Source organism: Anaerotaenia torta (assembly GCF_050433395.1).
GTDB classification, from domain to species: Bacteria; Bacillota; Clostridia; order Lachnospirales; family Lachnospiraceae; genus Mobilitalea; species Mobilitalea torta.
The window spans coordinates 260,328-287,076 of sequence record NZ_JBNPXH010000008.1 but is presented as its reverse complement, the minus strand read 5'-3'; the positions used below and the strand labels follow the sequence as shown (position 1 = coordinate 287,076).

Here is a 26,749-nt window from a genome sequence, read left to right as displayed (position 1 = left end):
CTGTATCGGATAAAGTGACGATCAATGATGCCCTACACCGAATTCAGGTTAAAATAAAGTGCTGATTGCTGTATCTCCTAATTTGCCGGACAACAGTCCAGCAAAAGGCAGTTGCCGTTATCATAGTTACAGCACTCCCGGCGTATGAGGGCGTTTGCCCTCCTGCGCTGTCCCGGTGTCATACGGGGCAGGGAGCCGTCCGGCCTGCGCTCGATTGGTTTTAGTTTATCTCTCATGGGTATCCTCCATTTTCTTTGTCCTCTGCCGTTTCTTCCGAAAGCCGTTCCTGCCCCATTCCTGCGGCGTATTCCCGCATTGGCACGCTCCCCGGCAACTTCGGGCCAAGTTGGCCCGAAGTGCGGTTCATGGCGGTGCTTCCCCTGCGGGTGGTATCCCTTTCGGACGGTCATTCACTTGTGCTGTCCATCGATGAACTAATCCAAGTGTATACTTTTTGGGCCGCCCGTCCCGTATATCCACAAGGTTGGAAAACGCCGCGAAAATTGAAAATTTCCACGTTTGTGGAAAGGTATGGTATAATGGGAATACAGAGAAAACCCATGTGGAGAAAAGGGGGGATACGGCTATGAATGCGGCCTTGACCATACAGGAGCGGTTAAAGGATTTGCGGGTGGAACGGGGCCTTACCTTGGAGCAGTTGGAACAGCGGACGGGCATTTCAAAATCCGCTTTGGGCAACTATGAAACAGAGGACTACAAGGACATCAGCCACACCAGCATTGTGACGCTGGCGAAATTCTACGGCGTATCCGCTGATTACCTGCTGGGGCTGACGGAATCAAAAAATCACCCAAACACAGACCTTGCGGAACTGCATTTGAGTGATACCATGATAGAGCTATTAAAAAGCGGAGCAATCAATGCCCGCCTATTTTGTGAAATGGCGGCGCACAGGGACTTTGTGAAGCTACTGGCCGACATTGAGATTTATGTGGACGGGATTGCCAGTATGCAGGTGCAGAACCTCAATGCCTATATCAATCTGGCGAGGGACACCATAGAAAAGAAGTACCACCCCGGTGAATATAACCGCCATATTCGTATACTGAATGCCTCCCATATCAACGAGGACGAATATTTCCGTCATGTGGTGCATGACGATATGGACGGTATCATTCAGGGCATAAAGCAAGCCCACAGGCAGGACAGCGACAGCGCCCCGGAAACCGACTTTGTGCGGGAGCTAAAGCAGGATTTAGAGTTTGTTTCCAGCATTGAGGGAAGCGCACAGAAGAAACAGGTTGCCCTGTATTGTCGGCGGTTGGGGATTGATTATACCAAGCTGACCGAGGTTGAATTTGAAGTGATGATGAGGGTGCTGGGGAAGTCCAAGCATTTGAAAAATCCGGGTAGAAAGCAGGGCAGGAAGAAAAGGAAATGACAAGCTATGGGTTGTGTGATAACATTGAAATATTAGTTGAATTGAGTAATTACAATGGATATTCACGTTTTTATGAAGATGGAGGTAAGAAATGATAACACAAGAGCCAACCAAGGATATACTTGAAGAATGGAAATCTATATGGGTACATTATAAAGAAAAGTTAAAGCCCAACAGGAAATCAGGAACAGAACTGCTTCACTATCTACAAGAAAAGTATGTTTTGACCGAGATTCACGATAAGAGTGCTTCTGATGCCGTCATTGGCAATGTTACCCAGAATGAGCCTTATGCAGAAAAATTGCCTGAGGGAATGGCCCCTGCACCAAGAACCTTTTTCCTTGAGAATGCTGGAAAAGGTAAAGTTCTGTATCAAGATGAAAATAAAGATTCTGTAAATGTTTGGGGTGGTGATATTACCAGAATCTTTGTCGGGATAGATACAGTAACAGGTTTCTTTATGGTTGAAGGAAGTACTATGCTTTGGGATGAACTTTATGCCTTTAGAGGGCTAGATGAAAAGGATTTGCAAAATTACGTTTGTGTTGCGGAGTATATCAACAGTTTAAAACGATTTGACCTATTAACAACCGTTATACCTAGCTAAAAATGCCCTACTGAACTATCAAAATAGTCGCTATGCCTATCCAGCCAGTCAAGGGCCGAGTAGTATTTTGCATTCGCAAAATCTCCACTCTTAAACCCTTTGACTGGCTGGATTTTTGCCGTTCCATTGCGCCGCCGACAACGGGGAACAGGATAAAATCCTGCCCCGTTGCCGTCCTCTCCATTCTACGGCAAAACCGGCTCCGCTACATTGCGGTAATCGTTAGTTTTTACGGTGGTTCTGCCCCCGTACCCCCGACCTCCTCCAAAGAACAGAGAAAACCAAACGGCGAAAGGCGTTGTCAATGGGAATGTGGAATAGCGGACGGAACGGAGCATATGCCGCAAAAGCCCATTGACATAAGCCGAAGCCCACACTAAACAGAAAGGTTCCCATGTCCTTTCACATGGGAACCTCTGCCACACGGCGAGTGGGGGGAGTTCCAGAGGGGGAAAGCCTCTGGATACCTTGCGGAACTTCGCGCCAAGTTGGCCCGAAGTGGCATGTCCTTACTTATTCCTGTCTGTAAGAGCTTCAATCATCAAGCCCACACCAAGCCGGAAGCCGTAGCTGAAATTTTCATAGCTGCAAGCCGCTGACCTGTCATGTATCATATCGTTAAGCTGTTCCATTTGGCTCCAGTCCTCCGGCGAAAGTATTTTTTTGAAATACTCTGTTTCGTCACTAATTTTATGGGAAAGCTCCCGATATTCCGGGGCTTTACAGTTAATGGTTTCTGAGGGGTAAATTTCTCCGTTGTATAACTGTTTTAAGAGAGTTTCAGTCATTAAATATCCCCTCCGTTTCTTTCATTACCTCCATCGTCAGGAGCATACCCAGCGAAAACGCATAGGAGAACAGATTATCTTCTCCAGCGGTGGAAAGTTCCATATGCATATGGGATAATTCCTGAAACCGCTGGCAATCGTCCAACGACATTTTTTCCATGAAATACCGTTCCTCGTCCTCTATCTTGCGGAGTAGTTCAAGCTGTTGTTCGCTTTGCGGGTTGCGCCGTTCCCACGGGATAATATCGCCGTTGTACAGGCCACATAAAATACTTTTCATATCAGCGGCCCTCCCCGGTAATATCGTCTTTGCCCATAAAAACCTCTGCCATAAGCAGTATGCCAAATTTCAGGGCATAGGTAAAGGTATCGTATCGGGTGATACCCTCAATTTCTGATTGTGCGTCACAGTATTTTTCAAACAATTCTTTTTCGGAATCGTCCAGCCTTTCCATGAGCTTGTCAAGGTTCCGGCTTTTCAGATGTGCCGCATCCACAAAGGGAGAATCCGGGCTGTAGCGTTTGGAATCCGAGCAGATATTTCCACAGTATAGTTGTTCTAAAATGCTTTGCATAAAAACCATCCTTTCATCGTTGTTTTCCAACAATGCCTTGAAAGGAATGACAGCGCATGTTATAATATTTACGCCGCATTTGCTTTCGGGCATGTGCTGGTGGGGGAAGTGGCGAGAAACTTTGACGGGTGGAACGCCGCTTCCTTTTATTTTTGTTTGAGGCACTTAATACCATCTCGTGCGCCCTCTGGCCTTGTCTTTCCAGTACGTTTGCAGTAATCATCAAGGATTTTCAAATCGACATCACTTAAACGCAAATGGAGTTTATTAGGCTTCGGTTCGTCCGTTGGTCTGCCCATTTTTTTAGCGGCCATAATTCACCTCCTACTTTTGCCACCAAAACTATATTACGACTTTCGGTGGCAAAAGTCAAGGCTCTCTTTAGCGTTGATAAAGTTTTGCATGTGTCTATACAAAAAATAGACAGATTCCCACTTCGGGACAAGTTGGCCCGAAGTTCGGACGATAGACGAGGGTTTCATATACGCCCTGTCCGCTGATGAAAGCGGACTGTCATTTGCGGCTCCACGCCACAAATTCCCGCCCGCTTTCCTGCCGCTTCAAACGCCCTTGCCCTTCCCGGCGGCAACGGCATTTTCACGGCATCGCTGACAGAGCGTATAACACACTACACTTTGCTCCGCAAAGTCGTGTGCCAAAAGGGGCATTGCCCCCTTTGGATATCCCCACAAGAAAAGACGGTATGCAGCCCCTCTTCGGGGTGCATACCGTCTTTTCTTGTTTTTAGCCCTCCGGGCTTTATCTCCACAGGCAAGGTAAGCGTGAGTTGTAGTGTGGTATCTTTAACTATGTGAAACTCCGTTCTCCCATTTTGATACTGCCTGGGGGCTGATGTTCAGAAACTCAGCAAGATTTTCCTGGGTGTAGCCCCTCTCTTTTCGCAGAGTCATAATCTGCTTTCCAATTCTGTTTGTATCCATATAAAACCTCCTCCATTTTCCTTTGATATTTTGTATTATACAAACCGGAACCGGAAAATGGAATGTCTTAAGCGGTAAGTTTTAAAAAATAAAACTCAACCACAGGTTGTGCTCCCCTCCGGTTTCACCGTGCACCGGAGGAATAAGAGAAAGGAGATGCTTTCACATCCCCTTTCTCTCTAATCCCTTCCTACATTTTCTTATCATAAACACGGTAAGCTATGAAATAAGCCAGGGCAAATATACCCACCAATATGATCAATATCTGTATCATCACCGGATAGAACAGCCCCCCGATTAACGCAATTCCATACATGGCAATGAGCAGGATTGCTGTTGCCGTCATATATGCTTTATTGCTGATTTCTTTGATTCTCTCATCCGCGTTGCTGAGCCGGCTCTCCTTCAGCTTCTCTTCGTCCCCCAGAATGATTCGGTTCTTAATCCACAAGACAACCCCTACGACAATCAGACCGCTGCCCATGCCTGCATAAACGCCCAGCATTCTCTCGTCGATATCCACCTTCCAGTAGAATTCCGCAAGTAAAGACAGGATAAGGGTAAACGCTCCAAGGACACTCACCCCCAGAAGCCGGGTCATGCGAACCTTCACTACCTTTTTATACTCTTCGTTTGTTCTTGCTGTTGTACCGCATAATAATCCTCTCATAAATTCTCATCCTCCTGATCAAAAATAAATATTTTTTCAATGGAAACCCCAAAAAACTGCGCAATCTTGTGCGCCAATACCAGCGATGCATTATACCTTCCGCATTCCAGAGAAATAATCGTCTGGCGCGTTACGTTGACCGCATCCGCCAGCTCATTCTGCGTGACCTTACGAGCCTTACGCAGCTCTTGTATTCTGGTCTGCATTCTTACGCCTCCTTAGTTGTATAGTTTACTTTACTTTTTTAGTATAGCTTACTTTACATCTAATGTCAAGTGCATTTTACATTTATTTTAAAACTTTAAAAGTCACAATTTCCGTTAATTGGACAGAGATATTGCCAAAAGAGTTGAAATATGATACAGTAGTAACAGGTTCGGATTGGTTCTTTCAATTCAAGGACAGAATATTAAAGGAGAACATTGATCTGATACCCGTTTTAAACCCCCTATAATGATGACAGCGGCAAAGGCATTATCATCTTAGACAAGTCCGATGATGCTCAGAATATTATGGAAGTATCTATTATTTTGGAATCGATCGTGAAGCCAATCAGCATAAGAAGGATCTATGCTGCAAAAAGTATTTCCAATGAAGTAATAAGCAAAATGAAAGCTCTTCACTTCTTTATATGTATATTTGAATCCCTCCAAAGACATTTCTAAAGTAAAGAGCGGCGTTTTAAAAATCAAAGGCTCCAAATATTCCGAGGCAAGAATAGATGCCGCCATTGACCGTCTGAAAACCAGCGGTTATATCGCAGCATGATATCTGCCGTAATTTTAAGGGGATGCAGTGCATCCCCTTTTTTATATCCTCATATTACTTCTCATAGCTCAGCGCATTCCAGGCCTCGCTGTTTACAACAACATCATATTCGGCACTCCACTGGGCATACTGATTTGCAAACAGCTCGCTGCGGCGTTGGCTGATGATTGCTTCCTTTCTCCGGGTCGTGGCATCCTCGTTATAATCCGATACACAGTACAGGATATGCCAGCCGTAATCCGTGGTAATAATATCACTCACCTGGCCCGTCCTCAGAGTAAAGGCCGCCTGCTCAAATAAAATATTATATTCTTTTGGACCCTCACCCTTACCGAAGGTATATTCTATAGTATTCGCCTCAGAGTTGGCTTCCGCCAGGGCATAGAAATCTTCTGTGGTTCTGGCTTGCTCCAGCAGGTTCTTCACCTTCTCATATGCCTCTGCCTTCTCTTCGGTGAATAAATCAATTTTCTTTCCTTCACTGTCATAATCCGAGTTATGAATTAATATGTGCTGGACGGTAATCTGCTTTGAATCCTGGTCGGAAACCTCCGTATCCACGTTGATGGTCAGATATTCGAACATCTTTTCCGCAAGAAGGTTGTCCGCATATACCTGACGGAGAAGCTCCTCCGTAATCAGGTATCTGTCAATATCCGCCGCACTGAGTCCTTCAAAATGTTCCTTGGCATAGGCATTGGCCTCCGCCAGCTCTTCTTCCGACAAATAGATGTCCTGTTTGGCCGCTTCCGCACGAATGATCTTCAGCTCCGTTATCTGGTTCATTACCTCATCCTTAACCATATCACCGAAATTCTCACCATTCCCAAGAATATCGGCGCTCCAGATCTGGTTTCCATAAGCCGATTCATAATTCTGCTGGACGGATTTCAGATAAACCATGACCTCATTATAATAGACCCTGGTATTTCCCACCATCACCATAAGTTCGCCGGAATTCGTCTGCTCTTCTGCTTCTTCCTTCTCCTTTTCCCTTATATCCACCTGATAAAAGGATATCTCTTTCACAGTCTCCTTGTCGATATCATAAGAAACGTACAGCTCCTTGTCACTCTTTAGATACGTACTGGTCACCGCATTCTTCTCCGAGTTGATGCTTTCCGTGATCTCCTGTCCGAAGTTTTCCGCAAGCAGTTCCTTCACTTCCTCTTTCTTCATGCCGATGCCCACACCGTACAGCTTATATTCTCCGGCTCCCGCCAGCAGAGTGATTGCGCTGATCTTCTCATTCGGAGCCATGACCTGCACCACATTCGCCGCCGCATATACGGCAGTTCCCTGCTCCTCCAGCCCGATGCCGGCCCTCTTTTCAAAGACCTGGACCGTCTTTCCTATATAATTCGTCAATTCATGCCGTTCCTCTCCTACCCGACAGGCGGTCAGCAGTGCGGTCAGCAGCAGTACCGATAACAGGATCATAAATCTACGATTTGCCCTCATATTCCCAATTCCCCTTTCTTCCAATGACTCTGCCCTCCCTGCTAATTCTGCAGCAGTTCCTTAAAATCCTTCAGCAGCCGGTATAAGCTTTCAAAGATACTGACGGTGTCCGATTTCCCTTTGGAGGTGTATGGCAGCCGGTATATAAAATACGGATTGGATTGCGGTATTAATTTCAGGTTGTTCTGATATTTTATCATAAGCTCCGGTATCTTTTCAACCGCCAGCTTCGCTTTTGGATACATCATCAGCTTTACCTCATGCTCCTTATGAATCAACTGCACGATATAGAGGCTGTGGCAGATGGATTTTATCAAAGCAATATTCAGCAGATTATTCACCGCCGCCGGCATATCGCCGAAACGGTCTACCAGCTCCTCCTGCATATCCATCATCTCTTCTTCATTTTCAATTTCCGCAATCCGCTTGTAAATATCCAGCTTATGAATCTCATTCTTAATATAAGTTGCCGGAATAAAGGCATCCATATCCATGTCTACCGTAGTTTCATAGGTTTCCTCCGAGGCTGCCTCACCCTTCGTCTCCTTCACCGCTTCATTCAGCATCTTACAGTAAAGGTCATAGCCTACGGCCTCCATATGTCCGCTCTGCTCCGCGCCCAGGAGGTTTCCCGCTCCGCGGATTTCCAGATCACGCATGGCGATCTTGAAGCCGGAGCCCAGCTCTGTGAATTCCTTAATGGCATGCAGCCTCTTTTCCGCAATCTCCTTCAGCATCTTATCCCTGCGATACATTAAGAAAGCATAGGCCGTCCGGTTGGACCGGCCCACCCGGCCCCGCAGCTGGTAGAGCTGGGAGAGTCCCAGACGGTCCGCATCGTCAATAATCATTGTATTTACATTGGAGATGTCAAGGCCCGTCTCAATAATCGTAGTGGAGACCAGCACATCAATCTCACCGGAAATAAATTCAAACATAATCTTTTCCAGAGTCCGCTCATTCATCTGTCCATGGGCAAAGGCTACATTAGCCTCCGGCACCAGCCTGGCCACATTGGCCGCTATCTCATCAATTCCGTTGACCCGGTTATAAACATAGTATACCTGTCCTCCTCTGGCCAGCTCCCTGCTGATGGCCTCCCGGATAATCTCATCATTATGCTCCAGCACATAGGTCTGGATCGGCAGACGGTCCACCGGCGGCTCATCCAGGACGCTCATATCCCGGATACCCACCAGGCTCATATGAAGAGTTCTGGGGATGGGAGTTGCCGTCAGGGTCAGGACATCCACGTCCTTCTTCAGCTGTTTGATCTTCTCCTTATGGGTTACCCCAAAACGCTGTTCCTCATCCACAATCAGGAGTCCCAGATTCTTAAACTTCACATCCGAGGATAACACCCTGTGGGTTCCCACCACAATGTCCAGACTCCCCTTTCTCAGCCGTTCCAGGGTCTTCTTCTGTTCCGCGCTGCTGCGGAAACGGGACAGCACATCCACACTCACCGGGAAATCCATCATCCGCTGGACCAGCGTGTTATAATGCTGCTGGGCCAGAATGGTGGTAGGCACCAGGATCACCACCTGCTTTCCATAGGATACCGCCTTAAAGGCTGCCCGGATCGCAATCTCCGTCTTGCCATAGCCTACATCTCCGCAGATCAGACGGTCCATGATGCGCTTGCTTTCCATATCCCGCTTGGTGGCTTCAATAGCCAGAAGCTGATCCTCCGTCTCATCGTAGGGAAAGGCCTCTTCAAATTCCTTCTGCCATACCGTGTCCTCACCAAATTCAAAGCCGGTCTTCTGCTGCCTCTGGGCATACAGCTCCACCAATTCCTTCGCAACATCCTGCACTGCTCCCCGGACCCTGGCCTTGGTATTCTTCCACTCGATGGAGTTTAATTTATTCAGCTTTGGCTTACGGCCTTCCTGGCCGGAGAATTTCTGAATCACGTCAAGGCCCGTTGCAAGAATATACAACACGCCCCCGCCGCCATACTCTATTTTAATGTAATCCTTCGTCACCTTATCTACTTCAATCTTTTCGATGCCCCGGTAGATTCCCAGACCATGATTCTCATGCACCACATAATCACCGGGAGCCAGCTCCGTAAAGCTCTGGATCTTATTGCCCTCATAGGTGGATTTCTTCCTCTTTTTCTTCTTCTCCGCACCAAAGATATCGCTCTCGGAGATGATGACCAGCTTAATCAGCGGATATTCAAAGCCCCTTCTAAGATTGCCGTAGGCCACCATAATTTCGCCGCTCTGCAGTACCCGGTCCATGTCCTCGCCATAGAATGCGCTGAGATTAAAATCCCTCAGATCCTCACTCAGCCTCATTGCTCTGGTACGGGAACCTGACAGCAGAATAACCCGGTATTTATTCTTCTTCCACCGCTCCAGATCCTTCACCAGGACTTCAAAATTATTGTGATAGGAAGCAACCGTCTGCACGGTAAAATCGTATTTGTGCTTCGGAGAGTAGAAATTATTCTTAACCTCCATGGTGCTGACCAGCACGGCGTTCTTATTTGCCAGAATTCCCATGGCCTCCTTATAGCCATAGATCACATCGGTCTGTCCGGGAAGAATGTATCCCTTCTCGATTCGCCCGATCATGCTCTCACGGAATTCCGTCTCCGTGGCCTCGCCCTTTTCCGCCAGCCTGCCCGGTTCGTCCAGGAAGAAGATGGTATCCTCATTATCAAAGTACTGGAAGAAGCTCATGGTCTGATCATAGAAATAGTTAATATAGCTTTCCAGTGCCACCGACCCCTGGTAGGCCCCCAGATTGTCCTTAAACTCCTGGATGATCTGATGAATCCGGGCAGCCTCCTCGGTCTTGAACTGCTCCCGCAAAGACTTATAATACTGCTTTTCTTCCTCTTCCAGCTTCTTCAATCCGGCCGCCCGTCTGCTTTCATCCAGAATGACCTCGGCCGCCGGGTAGATAATCAATTCCCCCACCTGTTCAATGGAGCGCTGGCTGCTGACATCAAAGGTTCGGATGGAATCTATTTCATCCCCCCACAGCTCAATACGGTAGGGCGCATCCTCCGTCAGCGGAAAGACATCGACAATGCCGCCCCGCACGGCAAAATCACCCGGTGATTCCACCTGGGCCTGGCGTTCGTATCCCAGATGCACCAGCGCCTCACTGAATTCATTCAGCTTGATGGAGGACTCCGCGTTTATTCTGAGAATTCGGTCCTTCACCATTTGCAGGGGCAGTAACCGGTCCATTCCGCCCTCCAGAGAAAGGACGATGGTCGCCTTCCGGTTCTCAATCAGCCTGCGAAGCACCTTCAGGCGGTCCCTCACAATGGCGTTGCCGTGAATATCCGCGCTGTAGAATATGATATCCTTTGCCGGATAAAGCAGCACGTCCTTATCATAGAGGCGGTAATCCTCATATATTTCCTTCGCCTTCAGATCATTATAGGTAACGATAACACGGTAGCGGAAGTCTTCCCCCAGGCCGTGCATCAGATGGCATTTCTGGGAATCAATACAGCCGGTAACCTGTACCGGCAGAGTTCTCCTTCTTATATTGTCCTTCAGATCAACAAATTCTTTAAGCTCCATCAGGGGCGCTGTAAAGGTTTTCAACAGTAGTTCCTCCTATGTCAGTAGCTTATTTTTTACGGTTATATCGGTTCATGGCAGCCTCCAGCTCCCCCTCCACGATGACGGCACATGCCTCGGACACATCCTTCAGCGCCTCACGAATAACGGTATTCTCCTCCGGGGAGAAGCGGGAGAGAACATAATCTGCCAGATCCCAGCCCTTCGGCTTGTCTCCTACTCCCACCTTAATCCGCGGGAATTCATCGGTTCCCAGATGGCTGATAATGCTTTTGATCCCATTATGCCCTCCGGCGCTGCCCTTCTTGCGAATCCGCAGCTGTCCCACCTCCAGGCTGATGTCATCATAAATTATGATAACCTCCTGGGGTGTTACTTTATAATAATCAACCAGCTCGCGCACGCTCTCACCGCTGAGATTCATATAGGTAAGGGGCTGGGCAAGAATAACCTTCTCGCCCTTCATATAACCCTTACCGCAAATTGCCTTATGTTTTCTGAAATCCAGAGGAATGCGGCAGTCATCGGATATCCTCGTTATGGCATCCCACCCGATATTATGTCTGGTCGCCTGATATTCCTTCGTCGGATTACCCAGTCCTACTATAATATGCATTGTGTATTAACCCTCTCTCTTCCTTCTAATCCGTTTTTACTTAATCTGGATCAACAGACCACTCTATGGATGAAAAAGAAAAAGTCTCATTTCAATCCACGCTTCCCATCCAGGAGGCGATACCTTTATAACATACATGATATGCTGAAGCCATTTCACTTTGCGCTTCCCTTCCGGGAAACAGAACGTTATATCTGCTCAGTCCGTCGCCACTTCTGTCACCACTCCCACCGCTGTAACCATGACTGCCATCTGCTGGGCCGCCAGAATTCCTGCCACCTGATTCGCCAGAGCATATCCTACAGTGCTTTTTTTAATATCCGTAAGATAGTCGTCGCATACGAGGGCTGCCGAGAACATGACCCGATGGGTATCGACTATGGACCAGTTGCCAAAGCCCTTCTTACTCTTAAGATAATCCCTCACTGCGGCAATTTCATCTGCCAGTTTATTGGCATCCTCCTGCAACAGAGCCAGGACTCCCAAAAAGGACAATTCATTTCCCCAACCAATTCTGCATTTTCTGGCCTTCATCGCCTTGTTCAGCTCCAATACCCTTCGGCATTTGATCTCCGCCGGTTCCTCGCTGAAGGTGAGCACATGGGACAGAGCCTGAACTGTGTTGGCTCCATAGTACTCCCCTTTTAAGCTTCGGTAACAGTCCTCCATCTCTCTGACTGCCTGGCGTACCGGCTTATCCGACATGGCAAGCAGAGCTGCAAAGCCATAGTCATCCGAGGAGGTAAGGAAGCGATGCTCCTCCTTCATGGCATCATAATAATTCTTTGCCTAAGTAATCACCCGCCGGTAATCATAGGGATCTGCCTGCAATGCAATCGACATAGCAGCCAGCACCAGATAGGGAGAGGTATAGAAACCTTCTTTTTTCATAGAATCATAGACGCTCTGTATGCTCTTAAACATCGGCTTCGGATCTGACTGGAGGGCCAGCATAACCGCAGTTATAAAATTCACGTTATCTTTAAATTGGGAGAACACTCCCGTATTCTCCTTAATGATTCTCCGGCAGCGTTCAATGGCATCCGTATCCGCCCAGCGATTCTCCATAGTGTACAGCAAAGCTCCAAGCCTTGTATTGATATCATAATCCCATCGAAACTTCTTTTTCAGCACATTGTAATTGTCTGCAAACATATCACATTTATACTTTAAAGATTCCCTTATAATATGTTCCATCCTTACCCCCTGGTTAAAGCCTTGATTATTCCTTCGAGATTTCATCATTTCTAATTATAACATCCCATCTGCTCTTGTACAATATAGGATTCACACCTGCTCAAAATAGTAACGCCATAGAATAAGGGTATAAATAACGGCTGCGGACGGTATGCTTCATCCAATGCCATCATTTACACCCTCTGTTCAAAAGCTTATTCCAGAGCTGAGATAATCATATTGTTTATTCTGCCCCAATCGCCGAAGGAATCGCTGTATTCTCCCATGTACGCAATTACTGAAAGCCCGTGCTCGGGATCAACCAGAAATTTATGTCCGGCCCAGCCGCCATGCTCCACCGCGCGCTCCGAACGCAGAACTCCTGCATCGTCCACCTTTTTACCCCGGTAATTCCATCCGAGGCCCCAGGCATCCCAATGGCTGGTTAATGCTGTGTTATAGTTTTTCGTCATCTCACGTACGCTTGCCGGCGAAAGTATCCGCTGACCGTTATAACGGCCCTCCCCGAGTATCATCTCACAGAAGCGGGACATATCATTTGCCGTTGTTTTAAGTCCGCCCGCACCGGATTCCCTGATATAATTATCTTCCGAATTGATCCATCCGTAGCCCATGCAGCGTTCGTTTCTTCCCAACACCCGGCCCCATTTCTCTTTTGGCAGTATCCAGTGGGAATCCACCATACCGAGGGGGTTGAATAAGACGCGCTGCGCATAGGAATCTATGGTCTCACCTGTAACGGCGCATATCACTTCTTTTAACTTTTGATATCCATGATTGCAGTATGACATGACTGTGTGCGGTTTATTCTTCAATTCAATACGAAGGGCAAGGGTCTCCCACACCTTATTATAGCCACAATCCTCCGGAAGCTTCAGCGCTTCTTTTATTTTCAGATGATACCGCTCCCATTCTTCCTCCGGCGAATTGTCAGCCGGCCTTTCGATTTTTAATTCCTCTTTTACATAATGATCGATACCCTTCTGGAGCTCATCCTCTACAATGCCGCTGGTATGAGTCAGAAAATGCCATAGCTGTATGTTCTCCCTCCCGCCGCCGGTGTATTCAGGAAGAAATCTCTTGATGGGATTCTCTAATTCCAGACGTCCCTCTTCCAAAAGGATCATGATAAGAGTAGCGATAATGGGCTTGGTATTGGAGGCAACGGAAAAAATAGTATCCATATGGACACCGTATTCATTTGTGCTAGTACCGTAGCAGCCCTCAAAAATAGGTACACCGTGACGCATTGCCTTGACCACCAGTGCCTGGAACCGATCCTGTGCCGTCCATTCAAGCAGCCTCTCTTCCAGTCTGTCCAATTGGGGAATGTAAAGCTTTAATCTTGCCGCCTGCTCAACGGCTTGTTTTGTTTTCGGCATATCGTGCCTCCTTTTATGTATTAATAAATCATGTTACCTGTACCACTTTTCCTGGGCCGTAAAAAGCCGCGCGTATTCGCCGTCCCGGGCCAGCAGCTGATCATGGGTCCCGATTTCGGCAATTCTGCCGTCCTTCATTACGACAATTTTATCTACAAGGCGGCATAGCCCCACACGGTGGGAAATGATAACTGCCGTTTTGTCCTTGGCCAGCTCTATGAATTTTGTCAAAATCTCTGTTTCAATAAGGGGATCCAAAGCGCTTGTGGGTTCGTCCATGAGAATGAGCCCGCTCTCTCTGAACAGTCCGCGGGCAATGGCAATTTTCTGCCATTGACCTCCGGAGACTTCGTTGCCGCCGAAGGCTATGCCCAGCTCGCTGTCTAACCCTACCCGGTCCGGCAGCTCCTCCAATCCGGCCAGGCGAAGTGTTTCTTTGATCTTTTCATCATCACCGAAACGATCGGTATCAGACATTGCCACATTCTCACGCAGGGGCAATTTATACTGTGTAAAATTCTGTGCTACGGCGGACACTGTTTTATAAAAGGAGGGTTTATCCATGTCATCCACCGCCCTGCCGTCATAGAATATCCCGCCCTCCGAACAGGGAAACAAACCGATCAGAAGCTTTGACAGTGTTGTCTTGCCGCTGCCGTTTTCACCGAGAACCGCAATTTTTTCACCTTTGCGTATTTCAAAGCTCACATCCTTCACAGCATATTTTTCAGCGTTGGGATATTGGAAGGATACGCCGCGCAGTTCAATTTTATCCTGTAAGCCCGGATAAGGTGTATCTCTTTCCTCCCCTTCCGGGGCTTCCGGAAGGTCGATATATTCAAAATAATCACCGGCAAAGGCAAGCTCCCTGGGCAGCTCACCGCCCAGCACAAGTATGCCCCTTGTGGCTGACTGGAGAGTGAGAAATGCCGCGATGCATGCCCCGAAAACTCCCACATTTACGGTTCCCCTTAATGTAAGGAACAGAGCCAGGGCGATACACGCTCCGTAGCCTATAATCCTTAAGGCATCGCATAACAGCAGGGACAGGGCATCCTTACGGTTCTGTTCCCAGAGTTCGTTCTGTACCTCATCCCGGGCTTCCACCCATTTGTCAAAGGCATAATCGTCCGCCCCCAATGCCCTGAGTTCTTTTACCGTACGCCTGTCGGTGAATAATCCCCACAGATATCCGAGTCTGCGGGATTTCTTAGCCATACTGTGCTTTATGTAATAAAACTCTTTTCCCCGGACTAATCGTGCAATACAGTAGGGCAGCACGCTGACGATACAGAGGGGAAGAAACCACATGCTATATTGTCCCAATACCGCGGATACGGTGATCACATTTAATGAGCTCACGATGATCATTCCGAAGCTGTCCCGGATAATCCCGTTCATCCTGCCGGTATACAGACATTCCTCGGCGCGCTGCTGCATGTCCCTTATCTTGGAGTTTTCAAAATCAATCAGCGGCATGCGCGACAATTTTACGCACATGAGATATCTGTAATGCACATTCCGTTTGTCCGCTCCCAGTTCTGTCACAAGTCCGGCTATAAAAACCAGGAAATTGTTCAGCACATAGGCGGCAAGATAGATCAGTCCCCAAAAGAGCAGTTTTCCCGGTGTACCGCCGCCTTGCTGAGTTTGATTTCCATTATAAACAGTGTATGCCTCCTCAAACAAAGAGGCCAGCGCAAGAGTGGTAAATGCAGGAAACATCCCTCCGACCACATAGTTCAGCAGGGAGAAGACGGCGGAAACAGGCGCAAATTCAAAATAATTTTTGAGCACTCTTCCATATATATTCAGATACTTTATTTTTTTCTGCTTGCTGTCAGCTATTTTTCTCACCTCCGACCCCATACCATGCGCTCTGCGCTGTAAACATATCGCAGTATAATCCGTGCTGGGACATCAATTCCGCATGGGTGCCTGTCTGTGCGACTATTCCGCCGTCCAGGACAATGATTTTATCCGCGATCTTTGCGCTGGCAAGCCGGTGGGAAATCATGATACAGCCCCGTTTTTGCAGGACGGACTGAAAGGTTTCATACATACGGCTCTCCGCAACCGGATCTAAAGCGGCGGTGGGCTCGTCCAGTATAATAAAGGCGCTGTCACTCAAGATCGAGCGGGAAACTGCGATCTTCTGCCATTGACCGCCGGATAAGTCAGTCCCGTCTTCCTCCAGCTTGCCAAGGTTAGCGTCAAGGGGCAGCTCCTCTGTCCACAGCCCGTCCTTTAATGCCCCGTAAAGGGCAGCGTCGTCCTTGATCCTGCGGATATTTCCAAAGGCTACATTTTCCCGCAGAGTCAGCTCATAGCCGCAGAAATCCTGAAAGACCACGCTGAATACCTTCCGAAGCCGGGAGGCGGAAAACTGTGTGATGGAAACACCGTCAATATATATCTCTCCGCTGTCCGGGCGGTACAGCCCGCATAACAGCCTGACTATGGTGGATTTTCCCGCGCCGTTCTCACCCACGAGGGCGGCCCGCTCTCCGGGGAGTATTTCAAAGCTTACCCCCTTCAAAATGGCTCTATCGGTTTTCGGATACGAAAAATGTACCTGATCAAATACGATGTGGGGATTAGAAACCGGCTCCCCCTCCGCATCGGGGGGAACTTCCGGAAGGGACATGAATATTTCATAATGCTTCATCTCCAGGCAATCCTGGGAGACCTGTGAGAAGGCGCTGCTCATTGCCGCCGAGCCGCCCAGCACCGCACCCATTGAAGTAATACAGGCAACAAAGATGCCGATATCGATTCTTCCGGCTATCAATCCGAATATCATGGATAAAATCAAAAATGCCGCCCACACGGCAAGGGTTATCACATGGAAAACACCGTATTTGCTGGATTTCAGCCTCATACGCACATACTCCCTGCGAAAGTCCTCTGCCAGCCGCCTCCATTTTGCCAGAATAAATCCCAGTGCCCCAAAGGTTTTGAGTTCAAATTCCGCATGCTTATCCGCCAGCAGCGCTGATAAATAAGTCCTGCGCCGCCAGTTGGGCATTTCCGTATTCCACAGCCTCTGCCGCGCCTCAATGGATTTATAGTTAAACCATAGCAGCGGGACAAGCAGTATAAAATATACAATGGCAAACCATGTTGAAACCTGGGTAAATACCACTGCCGCACCCGCCAGTGAAATAAATGTGGAGACTGCGCTGATTGTATTATTATACAGGTAGTAGATACGCAGATGCGGTTCCGACCCCATACGTTCCAAGGTATTGAGGACCTCAGGATCTTCAAAGCAGGAATACTCCAGCCTTCTGAATTTTTCAAGAACAACGCCTGTGAAATTACGGTTTAATTCCCTATGGGTAAAGATTTCGGCAAGTCCCAGAAACAGACCCGAATTAGCCGAGAGAAGCATGATTCCAATAAGCAGCACCGCCCACTTTATCACCTCCGGTAGTACGGCTGTTCCTTCCATATAGGAACCGATACCGTTCACTAATTTACCCGTAAAGAGAATACTGAGCGGCGCTTCAAAGGATTGTGCCAGCTTTAGAAAGAGCGTGAGGATAGTCGGCACCCGCGCATATTGAAATATTACCATAACCGAACGGAGCGCCTGTTTTAGCAAGTGCCGCCACCTCCCTGTTTTATCCGTGCAAATAATAAGACAATCCTATCACATTTTCATCGCTTTGGCAACTTATACCAACACAAATTCTATACGGTATCAGCCGGTGTTTCCATAGCCTCCTCTGCTATCCTTCTGACGATATAAAACAAGGGTACAATGGCTGCTTCCTACGCTTTGAAGCAATCATTGCACCCTTTTATTATCTTCATACCGGCAAATAATGATTAATCATCCATATCATTTCCTGTCAGCTTTCTTCCGCCCTGATTATGCTCCTTTAAAATGCTCTGGATACGCTCCACAGGATTTAATAAGCCGCTGATGCTGTTGTCATGATTCAAGGTATCGATAATCAATGCCACATATTTACTCATATCAACATCGATATACCAGGGCTTTGCAAGAAGTTCGGGGGTCTGATAGATGAGATTGGTCGTGAGCACGCGGTAAATTAACCCCTGCTCATAAGCCTCATCCAGCTTGTCCGCCCCGTTCGTGAAGAGACCGAAGGTGGCGGCAACGAAGATCCGCCCGGCATTTCTCTCCTTCAACTCCCTTGCAACATCCAAAATACTGTCACCGGAGGAGATCATATCATCCACGATGAGAACATCCTTGCCTGCAATATCACTTCCAAGGAATTCATGGGCAACAATGGGGTTGCGGCCATTGACAATCCTGGTATAATCACGTCTCTTATAGAACATACCCATATCAAGCCCAAGGACATTGGCAAAATATACGGCTCTTGACATACCGCCTTCATCGGGACTGATTACCATCATATGATCGGAGTCCAGACGGATATCCGGTACATGCTGAAGCATTGCCTTAATGAACTGGTAATTGGGAGCCACGGTCTCAAGACTGCTTAGAGGGATCGCATTCTGGACCCTGGGGTCATGGGCATCAAAGGTAATGATGCTCTCCACGCCCATTTGTGTCAGCTCCTGCAGCGCCAGGGCGCAGTCAAGGGATTCTCTTGAGGTTCTTCTATGCTGTCTTCCTTCATATAGATAAGGCATAATTACTGTAATTCTTCTGGCTTTTCCACCAACCGCCGCAATAATTCTCTTCAAATCCTGGTAATGATCATCCGGTGACATATGATTCATATGTCCGCTCACAGAGTAGGTCAGACTGTAATTCGTGACATCCACAAGAAGGTATAAATCGGCGCCGCGTACAGATTCTTTGATCTGCCCCTTTGCCTCGCCGGTACCAAACCGCGGACAGCAGGCCTTCATCAAGTAAGAATCCCTTTGATAACCCGCAAAAGCAATGGTTCCCTTATGCTCGCTTTCTCTTTCCTGACGCCATGCAACCAGATAGTCGTTCACACGCTGCCCCAGGGTTTTGCTGCTCTCTAAAGCAATGATTCCCAGCTGCCCCACAGGAATTGTTTCTACGATCTTCTCATCCTTTGACATTAGATTATTCCCTCCATAGAAAATAAAAGATTGGTTTAAAAAGCCATTCACCGCACATATTTCATGCGTTTGTGATTATGGTATAACATATATCAGTTTCATAAGTCAAGGAGATTTCGGCTTTTCCTATGAATTGATTCGGTTGACTGCCTTGAGAAGACGAATGTCTTCTCCAACGATACGTTCCACATGATAACTGCTTACAATCCTGGAAAAAATTCGTTCTCCGTAGGTGGTATTGATATTGGGCAAAGACAAATTTGTGGAGATGACGGTGGATCTCTGCCGCAGCAGCCGCTCGTTAATAATGAGATAGAGCTGGGAGTTGGTAAAGGCATTATTCAGCTCTGTACCCAGATCATCAATGATCAGCAAATCGCAGTCCAGAATATATTCAAATTGATTTGCAGCCGTGTAAGAGCTGTCCTCATCCCTCCCGAACTTATGCTTCTCCAGAATATCGAAGAGACGGAAAGCAGTCAGGTAGATTACGGTATAACCCTTGTCCAGCAGCTCCTTGGCAATGCAATTGGCAAGGAAGGTCTTGCCCACCCCCGTATTCCCCAGAAACAGCAGATTATCCTTGTTTTCACCAAAGTTCCGGGTAAAATTCCTGCATCCGGCAACCACCTTCTGCATATTGGACCGCGGAGAGAGGCCGAGGGCCTCATCGATGTAATCATCGGAATAAAATTGGAAGGAAAAGCTGCTGAAATTCTCATTCTCCAAAACCGCTTTAATATTCGAACCGGAATACATCAGATCCGCAATTGCCTGTTTAAAGCAATTGCATTTATCCCTGCCGATATAACCCGTGTCCTGGCACTGGCCGCACCGGTAATGCATCTGCAGATAATCCGATGGCAGGCCCGCCTGGTTCAGCAGCCGGGTCTTACTGTCATCCAGCCCTGCAATTCTCTCCCTAAGCTCCTTTAAGCCGCTGTCATTGCCGCGGAGAGCCATCCTTCCGCTCTCTGCAGCCAGGGCCACCATCTCCTCCTCCAGTTCCTTTAATGCAGGCACCAAACGATAAGCATGGGCGATCCGCAGATCCAGCTCATGCTTATTCTCAAGTCTCCGGCTGTCATACTCCCGTAAAATCTGATTGTACTGGTCATTTTTAAGGGGCATCCCTATCCCTCCTTTATAAAAATCTTCACCGGAGCAGTTCCTCCCTGTCACAGACGGAACTTCTACAAGCCCTTACTTAAGAGCTTACGCTCCAGCTCCGCATAATCCTCCGCGGTATAGCTGCGCTGGGGAAACTGGTTAAAACGGTTAGGCGCAGCAGTCACTCTGGCAGCGGCCTTATTGATATCCAGATTTTTGCTTGCCTTGGAGAAATCCTCATCCAGTCTGGAAATATCCTCCATGGTCTTTGCACTTTTCTTATACCAGGTCTCCAGAATCTTGTCCGCATACTTAAAGTCCGGCTTCTGGGTTCTCAAAATAGTACGGTTGCAGGCTTCGGTAATGATGTCGTCGGAAAACCGGAAGACCTCCACCCATTTTGTAATATATTGGCGTTCAATCTGACCGGGGGCCCGATTCAGGCCGAAGGCTTTATTCACCACATTATAGTGCTCATTATAGGCTGCCGTCGCCTCCTTGGCTTTCTCCTCCGTATCAATGCCTTCCTCCGCCCAGGTCAGAGCCACCGCCTCAATATAAGAGGCGTTCTTCTTCCCCCTGGACACACAGTACTCATATAAATACATAATTAATTCTGCCGAGAAATGCAGCTCTTCATATAGATATAGAATCAACTGGAGATCCATGGGCTTCAGCGGACGGTCCAGATAGATTTCCACAATGTGCATTGCCCACTGAATTTCATCGTTACTGGTCAGCTGGGCAATCTTTTCCGCGGAATAGTTCTTCCTTGCCGCAGGCTTCTCTGCGGTATGTATGGCGGCAGCAGTTTCGTCCGTCTTCCAATCGGAAGACTTCTTCCAATCGGAAGACTTCTTCCATTCAGAGGTCTCCTTCCAACCGGAGGGCTGCTCCCAATCAGGTGCCTGCTCCGGGTCGGGAAGCTGAACCGGAAGCTTCGGCTGGCTTCCCAGGTCCACCAGCGTAATCCCTGTAATTTCTTTCTGATGGTTGCGTACCAGCTTCAATAAATCCAGCTTCTCCCAATAGATCAGAGCACGGATAATATCCTTTTCGGTATTCTCCAGGTGATCGGCAATGGAGGAGATGGTCACCTCGGGACAAAGGCCTGTAAAACAGCGCAGCAGATACAGATACACTTTAACATAAGCCCCGTTGGCAGACGGCATAAACCGGTCAATGAAAATATTTGGAATAATGGTCACATCGGCAATACCTTCCGCATGTAATAAAATCTTACTCACAGGATTGTCCCCCCTAATCTGCGCAGATTCAGCTCAAGGATCCCGTCCTTGAGCTCACGTTGCACTGGTCCATGGAAGGCAGGGAGTTGATTCAAGCAGGCTTGATCAGTCCCCTGCCTTCCATGGACCAATCTGCTTATCGTGCACATTATAGCATAGAATAATTCACTTGGAAATAGCCTATTTTCAAGGGTTTCAGAGTTTTCCGGTTTTGTGGATGCCGTGGATATCGTGGATAAAATCCGAAGCGAAAAATGCATTAAATTGTAAATTTCTATAAAAACATCGTAATTTTCCCATACATTTCATGAAAAAAACGGCTTTTGCCGGAAGAAAAATTATTAAAAAAATATCCACAGTATTTATCTCCAAAAATGTTGATAAAACTGTGGATAATGTGGATAACTATAGTCCCAACAGACTTTCTCCCACGGATACAATATCTCCGGCACCCATAGTTATCAACAGGTCACCGTTAATACAATTTTCCAATAAATAATTTTCAATCTCATCAAAGCAGGGAAAATAGGATACTTCCTTACCAATTTTCTCAAGCTCTCTTGCCAGATCCTTCGAAGAGATATCACCCGGATTCTTCTCCCTGGCCGCATAGATATCGGCAAGCACCACCTTGTCTGCAAGAGCTAATGCCTCGGCAAATTCGCCCAGATGCTGCCGGGTTCTGGTATAGGTATGAGGCTGAAAAATACACCAAAGGGTATTATGGGGACAATTTTGCGCAGCCTCCAGGGTTGCCCTTACCTCGGTGGGATGATGGGCATAATCATCAATAATTGTCACACCGCCTACCGTCCCTTTATATTCAAAACGGCGCTTGGAATTACTGAACGACATCAGGGCATGTTTAATCTTCTCGATAGGAATCCCGGCCTCAAGACCTACGGCAATCGCCGGCAGAGAATTGGAGACATTATGGACACCTACAACGTTCAGATAGATGCGGTCAATATAGGTACCTTTATAATATAAATCATAGCTTCCGGTGCACTGGCTGTTGAATTCAATCTTATCTGCGGCAATATCGTAGGTCTGCTCCCCCTTCCGGTAAGCCGGGTCAATAATTCCGTAGGTAAGCACCTCACACTCCAGCCCGGATATAATATCCTCCTTCCGGTCAATCTCTCCATTGATGAACAGCTGTCCCTCCTTGGGAAGGCGCAGGGCGAATTTGCGGAAGGAGCTGCGGATATCCTCCAGATCCTTGAAGAAATCCAGGTGATCCGCATCAATATTAAGAATAATCTCCCGTCTGGGGTTAAACTCCAAAAAGGTATTGGTATATTCACAGGCCTCCGTGATAAAATGCTCGGATTTCCCCATCCGGATATTGCCGCCGATGGCCTCCAGAATCCCCCCGACGGAAATGGTGGGATCCATGTCCCCTTCTATAAATATATTAGAGAGCATGGAGGTGGTGGTGGTCTTCCCGTGGGTGCCTGACACCGCAATGGCATCTTCGAAGTTCAGCATCAGCTGGCCGATCATCTGGGCCCGGCCCAGCATGGGGATGTTCCTTCTCTTCACCTCCTGGAACTCCTCATTATCCTCCCGGATTGCGGCGGTATATACCACAACATCAATATCGGGTGAGATATTGGAGGCCCTTTGTCCAATGAACACCTCCATGCCCAGCTTCTCCAGATGGTCCGTTATTTTGCTCTGGTGGCTGTCAGAACCGCTCACTTTAAAACCAAGGGTATGTAGATACTCTGCAAATCCGCTCATGCTTATTCCGCCGATACCGATAAAATGAATCCGGCAGGGGGCATTCAAATTAATTTTATACATAATGGTCTCCAATCGTCCTATTCAAATACGAAAGTTTTGTTATCTGCTATTATAACCCATTTCCCTTAAAATACAATATTAAAATCTTTCCCTGTTATTATATTCTAAATCAACAAACCGGTTGCAAGTATAAAATAAAAAACGGATGAAAAAGCTTTCTATTTATTTAAAATTATCATCCCTCCGTTAAAATGTCAAAAAATCAAGCTTTTTAATGGGCTTTTTCGTAAATATTATTCACAACTGACAATATTTATGTTATAATATTAATGCATATAGCATAGTAAGAGCTCTATTATAACAAGAAAAAGTGAAATTAACCAAAGTTAAGCCAACTTTTTCTCAAAAACTAACGATAAATTTGACAGAAAAGGGGGACCATTCCATGCAAATTACCGACGTACGTGTGCGCAAGGTGAGTAAGGAAGGCAAAATGAAGGCCGTTGTTTCAATTACACTTGATAATGAGTTCGTAGTACATGATATCAAGGTGATCGAAGGTGACAAGGGGTTATTTATCGCTATGCCCAGCAGAAAGGCCGGTGACGGCGAATACCGGGACATTGCTCATCCGATTAATTCGGACACCAGGGATAAGATTCAGAAAATCATCCTTGAGAAGTATGAAATCGCAGCATTAGAATCCGACGAAGCCGAAGAAGAATAACCGGGATCGGCAATCAATGCCAGAAAAGGGCCATTACAAAATTGCGCCCGCAGCCTGTGGACAGGCTATGTGTCCCCGGTTCCTGCCGCAGCATACTTTTGTAATGGCTCCTTTTATAGAGACTTTCATATCTTTGCATATATCCTCTTTGGTATTTTCGCCTGAATCTTACGGATTATCCCCCATAGCCTCGTTCATTCCATCCTCCCAGGTTCCGGCTGGGTTATCCTCTGTATCCCCGTCCGGGGCACTTTCTGTACTATTATTGGAATTGTCCCCGTCTGTGGTTATCTCCGTACCTTCCCTCTGATTGTCTTCCTGATCCCCGTCCGGGCTTTCCTCCGGATCTTCGTCCTCAGCTCCGTCGGTGTCTTCATCAGAAGAGCTCTCCTCCGATTCTTCCTCCGCATCCTGATCCGGATCAGCCTCCGCTTCTTCCTCTGTGCTGTCCCAGCTATCCTCTGTATTATCTTCCGTATCCCCGTCCGGGTCATCCTGCGGTTCTTCGCCTGCATCAGCCTCTGCATCCGTGTTGTCCTCTTCCGGCTCTTCCCATTCTTCCTCCAGAGCCCTTTCCTCCTCTTCCCGCTTCTGCTCTAGAGCGGTCCTCCAGTCATACTGCTGAAAGTCTCCCGTCATGGTAGAATCATGAAGCTGCTCCATAAAGTTATGCCATATGGTACCCGGATAGGACGCTCCCTTTAAGTCATCCACAGTTTTAGGCATGTCATAGCCCACCCACACACTGGTGGTGTAATAAGGTGTGTAACCGACAAACCAGCCATCCCTTCTGTCATTCGTCGTTCCTGTTTTTCCTGCGCTGACCGTATGGCTCAGTCCCAGTCCTTTGGCTGTGCCTTTTTTTATTACACCCGTCAGGGCTTCTGTCATAATTCTGGACGCGTTCTTCTGATAGACCGGAATGCTTTCCATCGCATCTCCCACAATCTCTTCCTTCTGGGCATCCGTAATTCTTATAATACAGGTAGGCTCACGATAATAGCCATCGTTCTCCAGGGCCGCGTAGGCCGCAGCCATTTCCACCGGGCTGACACCCACCGTAAGCCCTCCGAGCGATGCCGCCGGTACATAATCGGTCCTGCTGATCTTTGCAAAATGCATCTGATGCAGATAGGACAGCCCCACTACCGGAGTCAGCTCTTCAAAAAGCTTCCAGGCAATGGTATTCTTCGAAAGCTCAATTGCCTTTTGCAGCTTGATTTCTCCCAGATATTTTTTATCGGAGTTCTTAGGGCCGTCTTCTTCTTTTTTATCAACTACAATGCTTTCCGGCGTATAGCCCCGTTCAAAAGCCGGAGTATACACAATTAAGGGCTTGATTGCGCTGCCGGGCTGCCGGAAGCTCTGATACCCCCTGTTCAGGGTATATCCGCCGGTCTCCTGATCCCGTCCTCCTACAATGGCTGCCACCCTTCCGCTGTCGTTATCAATGCAGACTGCCGCTCCCTGCATCTGATAGATGCCCTCATCGTTCACCTCGGTGAAGTCCTTCAAGGCTTCATCCAGCGATTGCTGCAGCAGCTCCTGTTTTTCCAGATCAATGGAGGTATAGATCCGGTAGCCCTGAACATACAATTCCTTCTGATACCGGTAGTATAACTCATAGTACTCGTCTTCGTAAGCCTCCTGCTCTTCCTCACTCTCAAACTCATAGCGGAATACGAAGCCGTTCTCCTTCATCAAAGCCCGGATGGCGCAATAATACACATAGGTTTCCACATAATTATTTCTGGAGATGGATGCCCTGTTCAGTACAATCTTCTCCTTCTTCGCCTCCCGGTACTGCTCCTCGGTAATCCGCTGGGCCTCATACAGCTGAAGCAGAATCCGGTCTCTGCGCTCCAGGGTATTGTCCATGTTGGTCAGCGGATTATAGAGATTCGGATTATTTGGAATCGCGCACAGAAACGCTATCTGGGATAAACTCAGGCTGTCCGCTCCCTCCCCGAAGTATCCCAGGGCCGCCGCCTGAATCCCATAATGTCCGTTGGCAAAATAGATTCCATTCATATAGAATTCCATAATATCAGTTTTGGAATATCGTTTCTCCAGCTCCTGGGCGACAAAGATCTCCTCTATCTTCCTCTCGTAAGTAACCTTATGGGTCAGAAATACATTTCTCGCCAGCTGCTGGGTGATGGTGCTGGCTCCCTGAGTGATCTCCCCCTTATGTTCAATTAATTTAATGGCAGCCCGGATATTGGCCAGATAGTCCACTCCGTTATGCTCGAAGAACTTCCGGTCCTCCGATACGATCATGGCCTCCACAGCCATCTTCGGAATGCCGCTGTACTCCACATAGTATACATCTTTTTCTGCCTTCAAAGCGGAGATGAGATTACCGTTGATATCATATACCAGGCTGGTCTGGGCTGCCCGGAAAGTCTCCTCCGTGGAGGCCCGGACCTTCCGTTTTGCGTCCGCCTGAAGGCCAAAAATAGTCTTTCCGTATCTCGCATAAAAGTAAAGCATCGCTCCAAAGATAACCAGCAGTACAGACAGGGTCAGTATCTGCAAGGTAATCTTAACCGACCTTTTTCTATTCCTTCGCTTTCCGGTACCGGTCCCCTCACTGCGCTTCCTTCTCCGCTTCCTGCCGGTGCCGCTGTTTTTATCTATGCTGCTATCCTTTTTTCCGGCATTGTTTCCGCTTCTTCCTGTACTGCTGCCGTTTCTTCCCGCGGAACTTCCATCTCTTCCCGTGCCGCTGCTTCTTCCCACAGTGTTGCTTCCGACTCTTCCCGCGGTACTGCCGCTCCTTCCGACAGTGTTGCTTCCGACTCTTCCCGCAGTACTGCCGCTCCTTCCGACAGTGTTGCTTCCGACTCTTCCCAAATTACTTCCCGTATTCCCTCTATCTGCAATCTTGCGCCGCTGCTCTGACATTTGACTTGCAT

At 47.7% G+C, this 26,749-nt stretch carries 24 protein-coding genes and 1 pseudogene; 3 read left to right on the top strand and 22 right to left on the bottom strand.

Annotated features, from left to right (window positions below):
- Window positions 1-77: 77 nt before the first annotated feature.
- Window positions 78-236 (bottom strand): cysteine-rich VLP protein, encoded by a 159-nt coding sequence (locus HNQ56_RS14805; protein WP_429147692.1) that lies wholly within the window; start codon window positions 234-236, stop codon window positions 78-80.
- Window positions 237-586: 350 nt separating this feature from the next.
- On the opposite strand from HNQ56_RS14805, the gene HNQ56_RS14800 reads away from it, so the two are divergent.
- Window positions 587-1,402, top strand: coding sequence for a helix-turn-helix domain-containing protein (locus tag HNQ56_RS14800; protein ID WP_429147713.1), 816 nt, complete (start codon window positions 587-589; stop codon window positions 1,400-1,402).
- A 91-nt stretch (window positions 1,403-1,493) separates the two neighbouring features.
- Window positions 1,494-2,009, top strand: coding sequence for a hypothetical protein (locus HNQ56_RS14795; protein WP_429147689.1), 516 nt, complete (start codon window positions 1,494-1,496; stop codon window positions 2,007-2,009).
- 509 nt (window positions 2,010-2,518) lie between these two features.
- Here the strand turns inward: HNQ56_RS14795 and HNQ56_RS14790 are convergent.
- The 19 genes and pseudogenes from HNQ56_RS14790 to murC all read right to left on the bottom strand — a co-directional run bounded on the left by HNQ56_RS14790 (window position 2,519) and on the right by murC (window position 23,164).
- Complete coding sequence (locus tag HNQ56_RS14790) at window positions 2,519-2,797, bottom strand: DUF6809 family protein (RefSeq protein WP_429147687.1); 279 nt, start codon at window positions 2,795-2,797, stop codon at window positions 2,519-2,521.
- Entirely contained in the window at window positions 2,790-3,077 is a 288-nt protein-coding gene (locus HNQ56_RS14785; RefSeq protein ID WP_429147684.1) for a DUF6809 family protein, read from the bottom strand. The genes HNQ56_RS14790 and HNQ56_RS14785 overlap by 8 nt, the downstream gene beginning before the upstream one ends.
- A 1-nt stretch (window position 3,078) precedes the next feature.
- A complete protein-coding gene (locus tag HNQ56_RS14780; RefSeq protein WP_429147681.1) occupies window positions 3,079-3,372 on the bottom strand; it encodes a DUF6809 family protein in 294 nt (97 codons plus the stop codon).
- A gap of 146 nt (window positions 3,373-3,518) precedes the next feature.
- Window positions 3,519-3,686 carry a hypothetical protein gene (locus HNQ56_RS14775; RefSeq protein WP_312431026.1) on the bottom strand — a complete coding sequence of 56 codons (168 nt, stop codon included), beginning with the start codon at window positions 3,684-3,686 and terminating at the stop codon, window positions 3,519-3,521.
- Between the two features lie 489 nt (window positions 3,687-4,175).
- Window positions 4,176-4,313: a helix-turn-helix domain-containing protein gene (locus HNQ56_RS14770; protein WP_429147679.1), complete on the bottom strand. Its 138-nt coding sequence runs from the start codon at window positions 4,311-4,313 to the stop codon at window positions 4,176-4,178.
- Window positions 4,314-4,503: 190 nt separating this feature from the next.
- Window positions 4,504-4,983, bottom strand: a complete 480-nt coding sequence (locus HNQ56_RS14765) for a hypothetical protein (RefSeq protein ID WP_429147677.1) — start codon at window positions 4,981-4,983, stop codon at window positions 4,504-4,506.
- The gene (locus HNQ56_RS14760; RefSeq protein WP_429147674.1) at window positions 4,980-5,189 is read right to left on the bottom strand and encodes a helix-turn-helix transcriptional regulator; all 210 of its coding nucleotides are present in this window, start codon (window positions 5,187-5,189) and stop codon (window positions 4,980-4,982) included. The genes HNQ56_RS14765 and HNQ56_RS14760 overlap by 4 nt, the downstream gene beginning before the upstream one ends.
- Before the next feature lie 276 nt (window positions 5,190-5,465).
- Entirely contained in the window at window positions 5,466-5,714 is a 249-nt protein-coding gene (locus HNQ56_RS14755) for a hypothetical protein (protein WP_429147671.1), read from the bottom strand.
- Window positions 5,715-5,805: 91 nt separating this feature from the next.
- A complete protein-coding gene (locus HNQ56_RS14750) occupies window positions 5,806-7,212 on the bottom strand; it encodes a peptidylprolyl isomerase (RefSeq protein WP_429147668.1) in 1,407 nt (468 codons plus the stop codon).
- 41 nt (window positions 7,213-7,253) lie between these two features.
- Window positions 7,254-10,763, bottom strand: coding sequence for a transcription-repair coupling factor (mfd, locus tag HNQ56_RS14745; RefSeq protein ID WP_429147710.1), 3,510 nt, complete (start codon window positions 10,761-10,763; stop codon window positions 7,254-7,256).
- Window positions 10,764-10,812: 49 nt separating this feature from the next.
- Window positions 10,813-11,379: an aminoacyl-tRNA hydrolase gene (pth, locus tag HNQ56_RS14740; RefSeq protein WP_429147666.1), complete on the bottom strand. Its 567-nt coding sequence runs from the start codon at window positions 11,377-11,379 to the stop codon at window positions 10,813-10,815.
- A gap of 198 nt (window positions 11,380-11,577) precedes the next feature.
- A pseudogene (locus tag HNQ56_RS14735) lies at window positions 11,578-12,534 on the bottom strand (DUF4003 family protein).
- 236 nt (window positions 12,535-12,770) lie between these two features.
- Window positions 12,771-13,958, bottom strand: a complete 1,188-nt coding sequence (locus HNQ56_RS14730; RefSeq protein ID WP_429147663.1) for a serine hydrolase domain-containing protein — start codon at window positions 13,956-13,958, stop codon at window positions 12,771-12,773.
- A 33-nt stretch (window positions 13,959-13,991) separates the two neighbouring features.
- Window positions 13,992-15,815: an ABC transporter ATP-binding protein gene (locus HNQ56_RS14725; protein ID WP_429147661.1), complete on the bottom strand. Its 1,824-nt coding sequence runs from the start codon at window positions 15,813-15,815 to the stop codon at window positions 13,992-13,994.
- On the bottom strand, window positions 15,799-17,538 hold the full coding sequence (locus HNQ56_RS14720) for an ABC transporter ATP-binding protein (protein WP_429147658.1): 1,740 nt from the start codon (window positions 17,536-17,538) through the stop codon (window positions 15,799-15,801). The genes HNQ56_RS14725 and HNQ56_RS14720 overlap by 17 nt, the downstream gene beginning before the upstream one ends.
- 254 nt (window positions 17,539-17,792) lie before the next feature.
- Complete coding sequence (locus HNQ56_RS14715; RefSeq protein WP_429147655.1) at window positions 17,793-18,998, bottom strand: ribose-phosphate pyrophosphokinase; 1,206 nt, start codon at window positions 18,996-18,998, stop codon at window positions 17,793-17,795.
- 126 nt (window positions 18,999-19,124) lie between these two features.
- Window positions 19,125-20,129: an ATP-binding protein gene (locus tag HNQ56_RS14710; protein ID WP_429147652.1), complete on the bottom strand. Its 1,005-nt coding sequence runs from the start codon at window positions 20,127-20,129 to the stop codon at window positions 19,125-19,127.
- Between the two features lie 62 nt (window positions 20,130-20,191).
- On the bottom strand, window positions 20,192-21,355 hold the full coding sequence (locus HNQ56_RS14705) for a DnaD domain protein (protein ID WP_429147649.1): 1,164 nt from the start codon (window positions 21,353-21,355) through the stop codon (window positions 20,192-20,194).
- Window positions 21,356-21,760: 405 nt separating this feature from the next.
- Window positions 21,761-23,164: a UDP-N-acetylmuramate--L-alanine ligase gene (murC, locus tag HNQ56_RS14700; protein WP_429147646.1), complete on the bottom strand. Its 1,404-nt coding sequence runs from the start codon at window positions 23,162-23,164 to the stop codon at window positions 21,761-21,763.
- A gap of 385 nt (window positions 23,165-23,549) precedes the next feature.
- Between murC and spoVG the strand changes: the two genes are divergently transcribed.
- Window positions 23,550-23,831: a septation regulator SpoVG gene (spoVG, locus tag HNQ56_RS14695; RefSeq protein WP_429147643.1), complete on the top strand. Its 282-nt coding sequence runs from the start codon at window positions 23,550-23,552 to the stop codon at window positions 23,829-23,831.
- A 168-nt stretch (window positions 23,832-23,999) separates the two neighbouring features.
- Here spoVG and HNQ56_RS14690 read toward each other — a convergent pair whose 3' ends face one another.
- Both HNQ56_RS14690 and HNQ56_RS14685 read right to left on the bottom strand, forming a co-directional pair.
- A complete protein-coding gene (locus HNQ56_RS14690; RefSeq protein ID WP_429147640.1) occupies window positions 24,000-26,573 on the bottom strand; it encodes a transglycosylase domain-containing protein in 2,574 nt (857 codons plus the stop codon).
- Window positions 26,468-26,749, bottom strand: coding sequence for a hypothetical protein (locus HNQ56_RS14685; RefSeq protein ID WP_429147637.1), 282 nt, complete (start codon window positions 26,747-26,749; stop codon window positions 26,468-26,470). Before HNQ56_RS14685 ends, HNQ56_RS14690 begins: the two co-directional genes overlap by 106 nt.

Coding starts and splice junctions, on each gene's coding strand:
- mfd (WP_429147710.1), bottom strand. CDS start 10,763: ATGGAGCTTAAAGAATTTGTTGATCTGAAGGACAATATAAGAAGGAGA.
- murC (WP_429147646.1), bottom strand. CDS start 23,164: ATGTATAAAATTAATTTGAATGCCCCCTGCCGGATTCATTTTATCGGT.
- HNQ56_RS14715 (WP_429147655.1), bottom strand. CDS start 18,998: ATGTCAAAGGATGAGAAGATCGTAGAAACAATTCCTGTGGGGCAGCTG.
- HNQ56_RS14785 (WP_429147684.1), bottom strand. CDS start 3,077: ATGAAAAGTATTTTATGTGGCCTGTACAACGGCGATATTATCCCGTGG.
- HNQ56_RS14755 (WP_429147671.1), bottom strand. CDS start 5,714: ATGGCGGCATCTATTCTTGCCTCGGAATATTTGGAGCCTTTGATTTTT.
- HNQ56_RS14720 (WP_429147658.1), bottom strand. CDS start 17,538: ATGGTAATATTTCAATATGCGCGGGTGCCGACTATCCTCACGCTCTTT.
- HNQ56_RS14770 (WP_429147679.1), bottom strand. CDS start 4,313: ATGGATACAAACAGAATTGGAAAGCAGATTATGACTCTGCGAAAAGAG.
- spoVG (WP_429147643.1), top strand. CDS start 23,550: ATGCAAATTACCGACGTACGTGTGCGCAAGGTGAGTAAGGAAGGCAAA.
- HNQ56_RS14710 (WP_429147652.1), bottom strand. CDS start 20,129: ATGCCCCTTAAAAATGACCAGTACAATCAGATTTTACGGGAGTATGAC.
- HNQ56_RS14765 (WP_429147677.1), bottom strand. CDS start 4,983: ATGAGAGGATTATTATGCGGTACAACAGCAAGAACAAACGAAGAGTAT.
- HNQ56_RS14750 (WP_429147668.1), bottom strand. CDS start 7,212: ATGAGGGCAAATCGTAGATTTATGATCCTGTTATCGGTACTGCTGCTG.
- HNQ56_RS14780 (WP_429147681.1), bottom strand. CDS start 3,372: ATGCAAAGCATTTTAGAACAACTATACTGTGGAAATATCTGCTCGGAT.
- HNQ56_RS14760 (WP_429147674.1), bottom strand. CDS start 5,189: ATGCAGACCAGAATACAAGAGCTGCGTAAGGCTCGTAAGGTCACGCAG.
- HNQ56_RS14775 (WP_312431026.1), bottom strand. CDS start 3,686: ATGGCCGCTAAAAAAATGGGCAGACCAACGGACGAACCGAAGCCTAAT.
- HNQ56_RS14795 (WP_429147689.1), top strand. CDS start 1,494: ATGATAACACAAGAGCCAACCAAGGATATACTTGAAGAATGGAAATCT.
- HNQ56_RS14800 (WP_429147713.1), top strand. CDS start 587: ATGAATGCGGCCTTGACCATACAGGAGCGGTTAAAGGATTTGCGGGTG.
- HNQ56_RS14790 (WP_429147687.1), bottom strand. CDS start 2,797: ATGACTGAAACTCTCTTAAAACAGTTATACAACGGAGAAATTTACCCC.
- HNQ56_RS14685 (WP_429147637.1), bottom strand. CDS start 26,749: ATGCAAGTCAAATGTCAGAGCAGCGGCGCAAGATTGCAGATAGAGGGA.
- HNQ56_RS14805 (WP_429147692.1), bottom strand. CDS start 236: ATGAGAGATAAACTAAAACCAATCGAGCGCAGGCCGGACGGCTCCCTG.
- pth (WP_429147666.1), bottom strand. CDS start 11,379: ATGCATATTATAGTAGGACTGGGTAATCCGACGAAGGAATATCAGGCG.
- HNQ56_RS14730 (WP_429147663.1), bottom strand. CDS start 13,958: ATGCCGAAAACAAAACAAGCCGTTGAGCAGGCGGCAAGATTAAAGCTT.